The sequence below is a fragment of the Lysinibacillus sp. FSL W8-0992 genome (assembly GCF_038008685.1).
Lineage (GTDB): Bacteria > Bacillota > Bacilli > Bacillales_A > Planococcaceae > Lysinibacillus.
This window is the reverse complement of the sequence record NZ_JBBOZQ010000001.1, coordinates 2,371,591-2,385,255: the sequence shown is the minus strand read 5'-3', so window position 1 is coordinate 2,385,255 and position 13,665 is coordinate 2,371,591. Positions and strand designations below refer to the sequence as shown.

Below are 13,665 nucleotides of genomic sequence, written 5' to 3'. Positions count from 1 at the left end.
CAAAAACCCCCCACGACATTATACAACCATTCATGCCCAACTAGTAAATATTTTTTACAGTCTGCGCAGTAAAAATAGTTCTAAATAACGCTCGCGGTTTCCACCAGCTGTTTTTAGCTGTAAATCAACCTCAGCTAATTGGTACAAAGCCTTCAATAAGCTCTCTTCAGATGGTCGGTTGCGTTGCTCAACCATTAGCTTTACACGATAAGGGTGGATTTTTAAATTTTTTGCAATTTGCTGTGGATGGTAGCCTTTTTTCAGCAAGTAAAAAACATTCGACATCGTTCGCACGTTGGAGGCAAGAAGCCCGACAAGCATTATTGGCTCCTGTTTTTGTCTCAATAAATCATGGTAAATTGTCAATGCTGCTACTGGGTCGTGTGCCAAATACGCGTTTAACATTTTAAAGGCGTCTTGTTCGAGTGTTTTCGCTACTAAATCCTCCACTAGCTTCGTTGTAATTTCTCCACCATCACCTACGTATAATGCGAGTTTTTCTATTTCCATCTGAAGTTGTAGCATATTCGATCCAACCATTGAGACAAGCTGCTCAATAGCACTTTGAGTAATTGTATTACCCTGCGCTTTTACAAGCCCTTGAATCCACACTGCTAAATCTTGTTCTTTCGGTGTTTCTGCTTGGACGATGAACGCATGCTCTTTCATCATTTTCGTCACTTTTTTTCGTTCATCCAGCTTTTCATATGGGGCAATAAAAACCGTCACCGAAAAATCTGAAGGGTTTGCAAGCCATGACTCTAATCGTTTAACATCGTGATCTATTTTTTCCTTACCTTTTTCACTTGCCTTTAAAAACGACGCATTTTTAGCAATTACAAGCTTCCGTTCTGAAAAAAACGGGATTGTATCCGCCTCATCTATAACGACATCAACTGGCAACTCTTCCAAATCAAAAGTGCTCATTTCAATCTCTTCTTCATTTCCTAGTGCATCCTTTAAACGTTTTACAGTTTCATCTATAAAATAGCTTTCTTCACCAATAATCAAATACACTGGCGAAAGCTCACCTTTTTTTATTTTGTTCCAAACCGTCGAAATCATAATATTTTTACCTCCATATAGCAATACTACTAGTATACATGATTTAGTTTCGGTTGTGACTTTGAGCTAAATTGTGTCCATTCCTTGCCACAGTTGGGAATTCATCTTTTCGATATAGCTTTTATGAAAACGATGTCTTATAATTAGTAACAGAATTGGAGGGATGACAATGAATCCATTTGAAGGTAATAATATACAATGCAAACGTAACGATGCTATCGATTCAGGCGTTGGCTTCGGCGTATCATTTGGGGTCTTCACTATTATGTTCATCATCGCAGTAATAGTAGACTACGCAAGCATGTAATCTACCTCTTATACCAATGGAAAAGACCTTGTTCAGTTTCGGACAAGGTCTTTTTCTGTTCGAACAATCCTTTTATCACGATAAATAGTGACTTCGATTGTCCCATCTATGCTGGTCGTTTTTGTCGCTAATCGGCGCTTCTTAAAACGCTCAACTACAATATCATGTGGATGCTGGTAGCGATTATTACGTCCTGCACTAAAAACCGTTAATGTAGGCTGTAGAAGCTCGACAAATGGCTCTATACTGGATGTTTTACTACCATGATGACCTGCTTTTAACAGCGTAATGTTTGCTAGCTGTTGGCCATATAGCTTTATCAGCTCGCGTTCTCCAGCTTCTTCTAAATCACCAGTTAACAATGCACGAAACGATTGCTGCTGTATAAATAATACAAGGGAATCGTTATTGCCTTCATAAAGCGTATCGCGGGGATATAAATAGTGAAAACTTGTAGAACCTACATGCCATGACGTACCTTCCATCTTTTCCTTCACAGGTACTTTTTGTTTCGTTGCTTCCACCAATAAATCTTGCATCGCAGGTGTATTTAATGAGCCTGGTGTTACATGAATTTCACGCATCGTTATTTCCTCAAGCACTTCCTCTGCTCCCTCTACATGGTCGGCATCAGGATGCGTCAAAATCAAAATATCCACCTCCCGAATACCTTTTCCTTTTAAAAACGGTACAACAACCTGTCTACCAACCTCATAGGGGCTGTTTGAGAGCTTCCAAGGCTCTTGCCTAAACCGAAGTACACCTCCTGCATCAACCACGTATACGGCCCTTCTAAACGGCAATTCAATGATGGTACAATCACCCTGACCTACATTCAAAAACGTAATCTTTGTTTCCTTATATAATATAGGCGCAAGATGTATACAAAGAGCAGGAATAAGAAGGACAATGGCAACTTTGCTATAGTGCTTTGCTTCTAAAAAATATAAACTAATAAGCACGCTGACAAAAGCTATGCAAACTAGCCAGAAGGCAGGTTTCCCCGGCGACCAAAGTTGCAATGGCAAAGCTTGTAAAAACAGGATTGCCTCCGTTAGCCAATGACGCATTGGCTCATATACTTCAAATAATAGCTTTGCTAAAGGCGTCGAGAGGAATGTAGCGATAAGCATCAAAATATTTATTGGTAGAATTATAAATGAGAATAATGGTACAAAAATAATATTTACTAAAAACGAAGATATGGATAGTTCATAAAAATGATACAGTAATAGCGGATAAACAAGTAGTTGGCATACAAACGTGATTAAAAATGATTTTTGTAACCAATTCCTGTTCTGAAATATCCCCCACGAGTATATAAGACTAGCTGTTGCTAAATAGGATAGTTGAAAGCCAATTTGAAAAATAACACCTGGCTCTAGTAAGACAAAGCTAATAAAGCTGATGGCTAGTGCATCATCAACTGACATATGCCACCTCGTAAAGCGCAATAACATGCTCAGTTCCACAACAGAAACTGCACGGATTACTGAAGGTGCTCCACCCGCTACTACACCATAAACAGGTAACATGATGAGTAAGACGATTATGGCCATTTCTTTGCGAATCCCCAAACGTAATAACCCCTCATAAAACAACCATGATACAAGCGCTACATGTAAGCCGGAGATGGCAAATAAATGCGTAATACCAAGCTTTTGATATGCTCGTTGGAGCTCATCATCCATTTGATCTCGAAAACCAATAAGCAGCGCCTGTGCTTCTGCAATAAGCGATGGTGGAAAGAAAGTCTCAATATGCTTTTTTAAGTGAAATCTATACTTAGCAAGAACAGAGCTAATTGTTTTTTTCTCCGACATCAACGACCAACTCTTCACTTCAAATATGCCCCTTGCACCTTTGCTCACTAAATATTTCTCAAAAGAAAAAGTGTAAGTATGTGCAGGTGGATTTGGCGCTACAATTTCTCCTTGCACGACATAGGTAAAGCCAGTAATTGATGTAGTTTCATAAAAATGCTTTTCTAGCTCTGAGGATAACGTATACGTGACATAAAGTTTTTCGCCTGTTTCCGTTCTCGCAAAACCACTAAGCCGTTGGCCGTTAATTTTATAATCGCTCGTCCATGTTAATTGAAAAGTTGACGGTAAAGGGGAAGGTTCCGTCAATCGAAAAGTTGTAATAAAGAAGAAAGAAAGAAGTCCAGCACCTACTACGAGTGCGGAGATGATAAAAGTTTCACCTTTTAAAGTAAGCCAAGTTGCTACGATAAGTAAACTAGCAAGTAGCCAAGCTGACTTGTGTGCTGCTAGTGAGGCCACAAGTACAGCAAGTGCTACATATATCCATTTATGCTTTATAGTATTTTGCCAAATAATGCACTCACCTTCTGTTCATAAGGGAGTAATTTTTCAGCAGGCACACCACTTTCACGTAGCTCATTAAGCATATCTATGTACAAAGCCAATTTTTCATTTCTTAAAAAGTCTATTTTGCGTTCATCAAAAGGTACATGCAATACCTCTACGCCTGCCTTTTCAAATAATTCTTGCGCATATGAATTGTTTTTATAGTCCGTTGCATAATAAATTCGCTCAATTCCTGCTTGAATAATTGATTTTGTACATGGTAGACAAGGGAAATGTGTAACATAAAGGTCTGCTCCTTTTGTCGGCGTTCCGTATTTTGCGCATTGTAGGAGTGCATTCATCTCTGCATGCACTGTACGTACACAATGATTATCAACAACATAGCAACCTTCTTCAATACAATGTTCATCACCTGTAATCGAACCGTTATATCCTCCTGCTATAATACGTTTATCACGTACGACCGTCGCTCCGACTGCCAGTCTTGTACAAGTACTACGTAACGCGAGTAAATGGCTTTGTGCCATGAAAAATTGATCCCAAGTAATACGCTCCATATGACTACCTCCAAAATTTACTATCATTGTTTATGGACTGTGCATCATTGTCCCAGTCACTTTTCTACTATAGTGTAGCCCTTTTCGAAAAGGGTCGTCAACTTGATACTATATAGCCAATTAGTTGACAGTAATTGAATCTTTAAGCATTTCAAAAGTTTTTTCGCCGATTCCAGTCACTTTTTTTATATCTTCTATTGTTTGAAAGCGTCCGTTTTCTTCACGATACGCAATAATGCTCTGTGCCTTTGACGGGCCAATACCTGCTAATGTTGTCAGTTCCGTATTATCTGCCTTATTAACATTCACCTTATTATTTGTTGACGTTTGGCTTCCAGCAGCAAAGGTGGCATTATTGAAACTGACCATCACTTCATCAAGCTGCTCACCTTTTACAGGTATATAAATAACCATTTCATCTTGCAACTTTTGGGCATGATTAATAAGACGTGTATCCGCATCTTCGCTATAACCGCCAGCAAGCTGTATAGCATCCATAATTCGTTGATCAGGATTTAGCTCATAAACACCTGGGTGTAAGACAGCGCCCTTTATATCTATAAACACCTGCTGTAAGACCGCTTCTTCTGCAGGTTCTGTTATTGCTAATTGTTCTGTAGGTTGGATTGTTTCGATGAGCTCTTCTTGGGGAGGTGAAGAGTCAAAACTCGAAAAAAAGAAGTAACAAAGTCCACCGATACCAAGTATGCTGGGGAGCAACATACTTTTTCTATACTTTTGCCATAAAGATTGGATCATACAAACCATCCTTTCTATGCAAAAGGCAATCATATGGAGTCAATTTCATCATATACTATCATTCTCGTATTGAAAAGTGGATTGATGCTATATCTCAAAAAGTAAATTGTTCTTGCCCGATGTGTCCAAAAAGTTATATTTAAGTAAAAAAAAGTTCGGTATAATACCGAACTTTTTTCAGTCACTTTTGCTTTTTTATTTCACTGCACGAATAAAAATGCGTTCGCTTTCGTATTCAGGTGCTTCATCTGTAAAATCTGCTGTAACTTCTACATCTGTAAAGCCAATTTCACGAAGCCATGTCATATATTGCTCAATTGGAAATGTGCGCTGGAAATGCTCCTCATCAAAACGTTCGTACAAATTACTCGCTACATCTCGTACAAAAAACGTCATTTGATGAACAACAGAATGTTCATAATCGCCAGGCTCTGTATGCCATACATAGCTAATATCTCCATCATCATACGTAAATGGTCCGTCTAAAAAAATCTCATCCATTTTAAATAATGAATGGACATCAAAAAACAGTTGACCACCTTCACGTAAAGCATGGAAAATACGTTCTAGCGTCGAATAAACATCTGGTTGTTCCACAACATAGTTAAGCGAATCAATTGCAATCGTTACAACATCCAGTGCCTCAAAGCCTTCTAATTCATTCATCGACATACAGAATAGCGGTACTTGTAGACCCGCATCTGTAAAACGCTCTGCCGCTATAGCAAGCATATCTTCTGACAAATCGATACCACTTACACTATAGCCAGTATTGGCTAACATAAGGCCAAGAACACCAGTCCCACAGCCAATATCTAAAAGCCTCGGGAAATGTTTGCTCGGTGCATGTTGCTCAATCCATTCCACATAGCTATTATATGGAATATCAGTTTGGAGCTCATCGTATACATGAGCAAAACGTTCGTAGCTACTCACTTACGCCTCTGGTACGTCTAATTGCGGTGCATCGCCCCATAGACGCTCTAAGTTATAGTAAGCACGCTCATCCTTATGGAATACGTGTGCTACAACATCCCCTAGGTCTACTAAAATCCATCGTGCGCCATCGAAACCTTCCACGCGACGAATTTCATGTCCTTCTTTGACTGCTACATCTTGTAATTCACGTGCAATCGCTTGTACTTGGCGATCTGAGTTCCCGTGTGCAATGATGAAGTAATCTGCTAATAGTGAAATACCTTGCATATTTAAAACGACAATATCCTCACCATGTTTGTCGTCGATTGCTTTGTAAGCTGCTTGTAATAAAGTTGAAGTCATCCTTCACTTTCCTCTCTTTTCATCATATCGTTATAACATGCTATAGATAATGGGTAAATTGCCTGCTTTGAATCAATTAAAAACGCTAATGTATGGCGTATACAGGCACTCATTGCCTTATCCAAATTTTTTTGAGCTTTTTTTCGCAGGCGTTCAACACCTTCAAAATTTCGATTTGGTTCAATCATATCTGCGACAAAAAGTATTTTTTCTAAACGACTCATTGCTACACGTCCTGTTGTATGAAAACGGATAGCATTTAATATATCTTCATCCGTAATGCCGAATTCACTTTCAGCAATATATGCCCCAACTGGACCATGTAGTAATTCACTGCCCCAGCCAATCAGCTGTTGATCTAATTTTTCGTCTTGAACGATGCGCTCCATCCATTCGACATCTGCATACTTTGCAATGTCATGGAGAATGGCTGCTGTTTCAGCTTTCTTCTCGTTCTCACCATAGATTTTTGCTAACGCGATGGCTGTTTCCATTACACCTAGTGTATGGATATAACGCTTTTCAGGCATACGTGGTTTAATCGCTGCTAAATACTGTTCGCGTTCCATAAAGACCTTCCTCTCGTATAAACGTCTCTACCGCTTCTGGCAGTAAAAAGGTTACCGTTCTACCAGTGGCAAGGCGTTCACGAATCAGTGTAGACGATAAATCGATTTGCGGTACTTCCACCATCAATACAGGATACTCCGTACGCGCTTCAGTACTTGGACGCTTTACGCCAACGAATTGAACGAGCTTCACTAGCTCATCAATGCGATACCACGTATGGAGTGAATCAATCATATCCCCACCAATGATAAAGTAAAATTTTACAGTCGGCTCTCTTTCACATAATGCAGCAAGTGTGTTATATGAATAGGATACGCCTCCCTTATCAACCTCATACGACTCCACACGAAAATGCTGATATGGTTGAATAGCACGTTCAACCATTTCTAATCGCTTCGCATCACTTGCATCATGAGGAGCTTGTTTATGAGGTGGTAATGCATTCGGCAAAAAACGTACCTCATCTAATTCCAATGCATGAAATACTTCGTTTGCCATCATTAGGTGTCCAATATGTGGTGGATTAAACGTACCTCCAAGTAAACCGACCTTCTTCATCGTTTCACCTTATTTCGCTACTTTTGGTAACACAATTTTTTTGTTGTTACGTGATTCTTTATATAAAACAACTGTTAATCCGATTAATTGAACAAGCTCAGCATGTGCACCTTTCGCAAGAGCTTCTGCTACTTCTTGTTTGTCATCTTCACAGTTATCTAAAATACGCACTTTAATTAGCTCACGTACTTCTAATGCTTCACGAATTTGCTTTGTCATTTCGTCATTCACGCCGCCTTTTCCTACTTGGAAAATCGGTGTTAAATGATGTGCTTCTGCACGTAAAAAACGCTTTTGTTTACCTGTTAACATAAAAATTATTGTCCTCCTAATTGCGCCTTCAATCGCGCAATCATTGAATTTGTTTTTGGATATTCGTCGAGCCAGTATTGGAACGCAATCGCACCTTGATGTACGAACATGCCAAGACCAGTTACTACAGTTGCACCTTTTTCCTCAGCCGCTTGTAAAAAAGGCGTCATTAATGGATTATACACAATATCTGCAACAATTGCGCCTTTCATTAGTCGATTCAGTGAAAATGGCATTGAAAAATCACCCGCAACAAGTCCCGCTGACGTCATTTGTACTAAAATGCCATAGTCAGCCAACGTTTCCTCAGCTTGCGCTAATGAAATCGCTCGACCTGTTCCAAGTTCATCGATAATTGCCTGAGCATTGGCAACTGTACGATTGGCAATCGTTAAATTCGTATAGCCTTGTTGTTGCATCGCAAACGCTATGCCACGAGCTGCCCCTCCTGCTCCGATAAGAAGCACTGGCTTTTCTTTATGTGACTTGCCTACAGCATCTTCCAACGAGCGAACAAAACCAAGCCCATCCGTATTGTATCCTTTTAACTTACCATCTTTTGTACGTACAACCGTATTTACCGCACCCATTTTTTCTGCTAACTCATCTAACTCATCTAAAAAGGGAATGATTGCTGTCTTATGGGGAATAGTAACATTCCAACCACTTGCACCTAATGTTTTAAAACCAGCAACTGCCGCTTCTAACTGATTGGGTGTCACATGTACTGGAATATATGTTGCATCGATTGCCATTTCTTCAAACCAAACATTATGCATGGCTGGTGATTTTGAATGCTCGATTGGATCACCAATTACTGCAAACCACTTCTTCATGTCCTAGTTCCTCTTCTCTACTTTACTAATGATTAAATGAGTGATGGACGAATTGAAACTTGTACACCTTTTGGGGCATAAGCAGCAATAACTACATTAGCATGCTGTACCGTAATCCAACCAAGCCCTGAAAAGACGACATCTGTTTTTGCTTCTTTTATTGAAAACTCATGACGGATTAACTCAGGTAGCTTGTCAATATAGTTTGCAGTCGGTGGTGCAAGTAATTCGCCCTTATGCTCAGCGTATAAATCATCTGCCTTTTCTAACTTCGTACGGTGGATAGGCAAATCATTTGCCACATGAATTGTGAATGCCGAACGTTCACCTTGAATAAAATCAAAGCGTGCTAGTGCACCAATGAATAATGATTGACCTGGATTTTGCTGATACACTTTCGGCTTAATTTCTTTTTTAGGCATAATATATTTTAATTCACTCGCATCAATGTAATGCGCCATTTGGTGGTGATTAATAATCCCTGGGGTATCATATAATGCACTACCATCATCGAGTGGAATTTCAATCATATCCAATGTAGTTCCTGGGAAATGAGAAGTTGTAATGACTTCCCCTTCACCTGTAGCCTGCTTAATAACGCGGTTAATAAACGTGGACTTCCCAACATTTGTACAACCTACTACGTAAACGTTTTGGCCTTTGCGATACTCGTCAATCGCTTCCATCGCCTCAGTCATTCCTTGTCCTTTATGTGCACTCACTAAAAGCACATCAATCGGTTGTAGGCCGAGTGCTTTTGCTTCACGTTTGAGCCAGTTGATAACCTTTTTAGGTTTCACTGATTTTGGAAGCAAATCAGCTTTATTCGCTACTAATAGCACTGGATTTTTGCCAACAAAGCGATGAAGCCCTGGCAACCAGCTACCATTGAAGTCAAAAATATCAACGATTTTCACGATTAAGCCTTGCTGTGTTCCAAGACCATTTAAAATACGTAAAAAGTCGTCATCTGTTAATGACACAGGTTGAATTTCATTGTAATTTTTCAAACGGAAGCAACGTTGGCAAATAACCACGTCTTTTTCTAATGATGATGGGGGTGCGTACCCTACTGCTGTTTTATCTTCTGTTTGAATTGTCGTACCGCAGCCAATACAATTTGGCATTTCGTTCATTCTTTTTCCTCCCAAGTAATTATTCCTTTTCGTTTTAAATCATTGAACACACGACGCTCAACGAAACGATTAAATTTTGTTACGAGTCCATCTGATTGTGCAACTGGTTTTACTAAAATAGTATGCAGTCCTAAACGATTGGCACCCATTACATCTGTTAGTAGTTGGTCTCCTACCATTACTACTTCATTTGGACGTAATCCTAATTGAATTACGGCACTATAAAAGGCATTTCGAAGTGGCTTTTTTGCTTTATGAATATACGGAATATTAAGCGGATCAGCAAAATGCTTTACACGCGCCTCTTTATTATTTGACGCAATGATAACGCGAATACCCGATTCCTTCATAATACGTAGCCAAATAATAAGCTCTTCCGTTGCATCTGCACGGTCCCATTCCACAAGCGTATTATCTAAATCTGTAATAATCCCTTTAATGCCTAATTCTTGAAGCTTTTCTGGTGTAATTTCAAAAATGCTTGTCACAAATTCATCTGGTAATAAAAAATTATACAAAATAGCGACCCCTAATCTAAACGTATTATTCGACCATTATAGCATATTTGCAAAGGCTTCACCCATGCGAATTGGACTTCCTTGCACAACATTGTCCGTAAATGTAATAGTATCTTTTTCAAATAGCATGACCACTGTCGAACCAAATGAAAAATAACCGACTTCCTCACCTTTTTCCCAATGTACTGTTGTATTTGTCAGCACAATGGAGTTGACAAAGGTAGCACCAACTTTAATAAATGCTATCTGCTGGTCATTTGCTACTTTTAACTCCGTTACAAGACGATAGTTATGAGAAATTGGTTTTTTACCATACGTGAGGCCAAGCTGATTGACAGGGAAAGACGTTTGTCCAAGTGTATATTGTCTTAATACAGTACCATCAATCGGGCTATGGATTCGATGATAATCAGCAGGACTTAAATAAAATACTATATAATGTCCATCGGCATATTGTGCAGCGCGATCATTATTACCTAGTAAATCCTGTAAGGAATAAGGCTTGCCTTTCACAAGGAAAGTCATATCCCATTCAATGCGCCCAAATGATTCCACTTTTGCATCTACTGGACTCGTATAAACGAAAGGACTTTGATCGATTGGTCGTGCATCCGTTAAAAGTTCCCTTGTAAAAAAATCATGTAAACTTGAAAATTGTTGTTGTTTTTTTGAAACTTCTTTAAGGTTAATATCGTATATTTTCATATAGCTTGGAATTATTCGCTTACTCCACTTCGCTTTAGCAATAGTTTGTAAAAGCTGGGAAGATTGTTTGCCATTCGTTAATTCTATTAAGCGTTGGTAAAGTTTCTCTTTCATAAAGCAAAACCCCTATCGATTAAATTAGACTGTCAATTTTTTCGCATCCGAAGTATAATGGTACAATATCTTAAGTGCAAAGGAGTGATCCGCCTTGTTTTTTTATCACAAGTTGGTGGATACGACGGTTAAGAAAATGAAATCGCACGCAGCAAACTTCATAACAATTAGTAATATGTCCTTTGGTGGCGCGGCCATAATGGCCACTTTACATGAATATTATAGCTATAGTGTCTTGTTTATCTTTATTGCTGCTCTTCTCGATCGCTATGATGGGAAAGTGGCACGTGCACTCGGACAGGTATCCGAGTTAGGTAAGCAATTAGATTCTATGAGTGATATTATATCATTTGGTGTAGCCCCTGCATTATTAATGTATGAAGTTGTCCTAGTTGATTTTGGTTTCGCGGGCATGATGATGACCGTTCTTTATATCGTCTGCGGTGCGATGCGATTAGCTCGCTTCAACATTAGTGAAGCAAACGGTTATTTCACAGGACTACCGATTACAGCGGCTGGGACGCTATTAACATTAACGTATTTTGCATCTAATACGTTCCACCCAGCTTTTTATCTTTTCCTACTTCCCATTTTAGCTTTACTAATGATTAGTACATTCACGTTAAAAAAAGTGTAACAGCGCAATTGCTGTTGCACTTTTTTTCATTGAACGCCTTTTCTTAACATATACTGTCGAAAAATGGGGAAAGGATGAAATCATTCAATGAGCGGAATTTTTACTTCTATGTTGCAGTTATGGTTTGAAATTCCTGCGTTATTCGGTTATTTAAAAGGGCAAACATTCCATAAACCCTTTTCTAAAGAAGAGGAAGCTGCTTGTATTGAACGATTTTTAGGTGGAGATGAGCAAGCGCGTCTTGATTTAATCGAGCGCAATATGCGACTTGTTGCACATGTCGTAAAAAAATTCCATCCAAAGCACGAGCAACTTGATGACTATATTTCCATCGGTACAATCGGTCTAATGAAAGCCGTCGAAAGTTATACCCCTGATAAAAAGACGCGCCTTGCTACGTACGCAGCGCGCTGTATTGAAAATGAAATTTTAATGCACTTACGAACACAGAAAAAAGTACAAAAGGATGTATCCCTGTTTGAACCAATCGGTACAGACAAAGATGGGAACGCACTGCAAATTCGCGATCTACTACAATGCGATGAAGAAAGTGCGACAGAAAAATTAGAACATAAAGAGCATGTTGCTCAGTTGTATCATTATTTGCATATGCTTGATGAACGAGAGCTTGAAATTGTCACACTCCGCTATGGATTAAATCAACACGACGCACTTACCCAAAAAGAAATTGCTGCCCGCTTGAGCATTTCTCGTAGTTATGTATCTCGCATAGAAAAGCGAGCACTCATTAAACTCTATCAATTTTACAAAAGAGATCAAAAGTCTATTGAGTAATTTATTTTAATGTGTTATTCATAAAAATTCAATCAAGAATATTACCACTTGTTTTCAAAAATTACATCGAAGAACTTATTTTGATTTAGCAGTTACTTGTTCCATATAAAAAGCTCCTTTAGGCTTAACAGCCACAAAGGAGCTTTCTATACAGTATTAATGAGTCGTTTCAGTAAGGTCGGCCGAAATAAGCGTGCCGATTAACATCGTAATGATGACGACACCTGCTGTTAAAAATAGCATAATGAATACCTCCCCTCTAACTATGAAGAGAATTAATTAATGCCATTGTAACATTGAAGATTCATTACGACTGTGATTTTTCTCACTTTTAAACTGTTCATTTTGTCTATTTCATGTAGATTTATAGAGACGAAATTGCCTTTAATACAATTTGTGTAGAGTGTTTAGCGGCTACTGGTAGAAACTCATCAAAGCTGATGTTCGATTCTTTTCCAGCAATATCCGATAATGCACGAATAACAACAAATGGTATACCGAATTGATAGCACACTTGTGCAACAGCTGCCGCTTCCATTTCAACAGCTTTCATTTGTGGAAAATGCTGACGAACTGCTTCTACACGTACAGGATCATTCATAAAAGCATCACCTGAGCAAATTAGGCCAATACCGTATTGGTGTTCACCTACTGCTTTTACAGCTTCTTCAGCTACTTTCATGAGCTTTGCATCAGATTGGAAAGCAGCAGGCATTCCTGCCATTTGACCAATTTCATAACCGAAGATTGTCACATCGACATCATGATGGCGTACTTCATCAGAAATAACAACTGCTCCTACTTCAAGTGCCTCATCGTAGCCCCCAGCAGAACCCGTATTAATTACTACATCTGGCTTGAATTCATGCAATAAAATTGTTGTAGACATTGCTGCATTGACTTTACCAATACCGCTTTTTAATAATACTACTTCTTTTCCTTCATATGTCCCTGTTGTATACTCACTGCCAGCAATTGTTGTACTTTTAGCATCCTCCAAAGAAGCCCGTAGCAGCTCTACTTCCTCTTCCATTGCACCGATAACTGCGATTTTCATGAATCCATTACTTCCCTTCTACTATTCAACTCTAATTCTGTCTCTGTCTAGTTTGCATCTGCATTTTGATGATCTATATCCAATCAAAATCGAAATTATTCGCCAGACACTTCTATGACCGATTG

Annotated in this window: 17 protein-coding genes; 3 read left to right on the top strand and 14 right to left on the bottom strand. The window is 39.0% G+C overall.

What is annotated here, in order from left to right; genetic code table 11:
- Window positions 1-54: 54 nt before the first annotated feature.
- The gene (holA, locus tag NSQ74_RS11900; RefSeq protein WP_340823545.1) at window positions 55-1,065 is read right to left on the bottom strand and encodes a DNA polymerase III subunit delta; all 1,011 of its coding nucleotides are present in this window, start codon (window positions 1,063-1,065) and stop codon (window positions 55-57) included.
- A gap of 169 nt (window positions 1,066-1,234) precedes the next feature.
- Here holA and NSQ74_RS11895 point away from each other — a divergent pair, with 169 nt between their 5' ends.
- The gene (locus tag NSQ74_RS11895; protein ID WP_340826450.1) at window positions 1,235-1,372 is read left to right on the top strand and encodes a YqzM family protein; all 138 of its coding nucleotides are present in this window, start codon (window positions 1,235-1,237) and stop codon (window positions 1,370-1,372) included.
- A gap of 32 nt (window positions 1,373-1,404) precedes the next feature.
- Here NSQ74_RS11895 and NSQ74_RS11890 read toward each other — a convergent pair whose 3' ends face one another.
- The 12 genes from NSQ74_RS11890 to NSQ74_RS11835 all read right to left on the bottom strand — a co-directional run bounded on the left by NSQ74_RS11890 (window position 1,405) and on the right by NSQ74_RS11835 (window position 11,051).
- Window positions 1,405-3,657 (bottom strand): DNA internalization-related competence protein ComEC/Rec2, encoded by a 2,253-nt coding sequence (locus tag NSQ74_RS11890; protein WP_340823544.1) that lies wholly within the window; start codon window positions 3,655-3,657, stop codon window positions 1,405-1,407.
- A gap of 35 nt (window positions 3,658-3,692) precedes the next feature.
- The gene (locus NSQ74_RS11885; protein ID WP_340823543.1) at window positions 3,693-4,262 is read right to left on the bottom strand and encodes a ComE operon protein 2; all 570 of its coding nucleotides are present in this window, start codon (window positions 4,260-4,262) and stop codon (window positions 3,693-3,695) included.
- A 120-nt stretch (window positions 4,263-4,382) separates the two neighbouring features.
- Window positions 4,383-5,021 (bottom strand): helix-hairpin-helix domain-containing protein, encoded by a 639-nt coding sequence (locus NSQ74_RS11880; protein ID WP_340823541.1) that lies wholly within the window; start codon window positions 5,019-5,021, stop codon window positions 4,383-4,385.
- 195 nt (window positions 5,022-5,216) lie between these two features.
- Complete coding sequence (locus NSQ74_RS11875; RefSeq protein WP_340823540.1) at window positions 5,217-5,957, bottom strand: class I SAM-dependent DNA methyltransferase; 741 nt, start codon at window positions 5,955-5,957, stop codon at window positions 5,217-5,219.
- Complete coding sequence (rsfS, locus tag NSQ74_RS11870) at window positions 5,958-6,302, bottom strand: ribosome silencing factor (protein ID WP_340823538.1); 345 nt, start codon at window positions 6,300-6,302, stop codon at window positions 5,958-5,960.
- Window positions 6,299-6,871, bottom strand: coding sequence for a bis(5'-nucleosyl)-tetraphosphatase (symmetrical) YqeK (yqeK, locus tag NSQ74_RS11865; RefSeq protein ID WP_340823537.1), 573 nt, complete (start codon window positions 6,869-6,871; stop codon window positions 6,299-6,301). The genes rsfS and yqeK overlap by 4 nt, the downstream gene beginning before the upstream one ends.
- Window positions 6,840-7,430: a nicotinate-nucleotide adenylyltransferase gene (locus NSQ74_RS11860; protein ID WP_340823536.1), complete on the bottom strand. Its 591-nt coding sequence runs from the start codon at window positions 7,428-7,430 to the stop codon at window positions 6,840-6,842. The genes yqeK and NSQ74_RS11860 overlap by 32 nt, the downstream gene beginning before the upstream one ends.
- A gap of 9 nt (window positions 7,431-7,439) precedes the next feature.
- Window positions 7,440-7,742 (bottom strand): ribosome assembly RNA-binding protein YhbY, encoded by a 303-nt coding sequence (yhbY, locus tag NSQ74_RS11855; protein WP_139860444.1) that lies wholly within the window; start codon window positions 7,740-7,742, stop codon window positions 7,440-7,442.
- A 5-nt stretch (window positions 7,743-7,747) separates the two neighbouring features.
- Complete coding sequence (gene aroE, locus NSQ74_RS11850) at window positions 7,748-8,578, bottom strand: shikimate dehydrogenase (RefSeq protein ID WP_340823534.1); 831 nt, start codon at window positions 8,576-8,578, stop codon at window positions 7,748-7,750.
- A gap of 32 nt (window positions 8,579-8,610) precedes the next feature.
- Complete coding sequence (gene yqeH, locus NSQ74_RS11845) at window positions 8,611-9,714, bottom strand: ribosome biogenesis GTPase YqeH (protein ID WP_340823532.1); 1,104 nt, start codon at window positions 9,712-9,714, stop codon at window positions 8,611-8,613.
- Window positions 9,711-10,232 carry a YqeG family HAD IIIA-type phosphatase gene (locus NSQ74_RS11840; protein ID WP_172772137.1) on the bottom strand — a complete coding sequence of 174 codons (522 nt, stop codon included), beginning with the start codon at window positions 10,230-10,232 and terminating at the stop codon, window positions 9,711-9,713. Before NSQ74_RS11840 ends, yqeH begins: the two co-directional genes overlap by 4 nt.
- Before the next feature lie 36 nt (window positions 10,233-10,268).
- On the bottom strand, window positions 10,269-11,051 hold the full coding sequence (locus NSQ74_RS11835; RefSeq protein ID WP_340823531.1) for a phosphatidylserine decarboxylase: 783 nt from the start codon (window positions 11,049-11,051) through the stop codon (window positions 10,269-10,271).
- A gap of 136 nt (window positions 11,052-11,187) precedes the next feature.
- Between NSQ74_RS11835 and pssA the strand changes: the two genes are divergently transcribed.
- Together pssA and sigK are read left to right on the top strand one after the other, a co-directional pair.
- The gene (pssA, locus tag NSQ74_RS11830; protein WP_173477657.1) at window positions 11,188-11,688 is read left to right on the top strand and encodes a CDP-diacylglycerol--serine O-phosphatidyltransferase; all 501 of its coding nucleotides are present in this window, start codon (window positions 11,188-11,190) and stop codon (window positions 11,686-11,688) included.
- Between the two features lie 87 nt (window positions 11,689-11,775).
- Window positions 11,776-12,483, top strand: a complete 708-nt coding sequence (gene sigK / locus NSQ74_RS11825) for an RNA polymerase sporulation sigma factor SigK (RefSeq protein ID WP_340823529.1) — start codon at window positions 11,776-11,778, stop codon at window positions 12,481-12,483.
- Window positions 12,484-12,847: 364 nt separating this feature from the next.
- On the opposite strand, the gene mtnN is transcribed toward sigK, so the two are convergent.
- Window positions 12,848-13,540: a 5'-methylthioadenosine/S-adenosylhomocysteine nucleosidase gene (mtnN, locus tag NSQ74_RS11820; protein ID WP_340823528.1), complete on the bottom strand. Its 693-nt coding sequence runs from the start codon at window positions 13,538-13,540 to the stop codon at window positions 12,848-12,850.
- Window positions 13,541-13,665 lie beyond the last annotated feature (125 nt).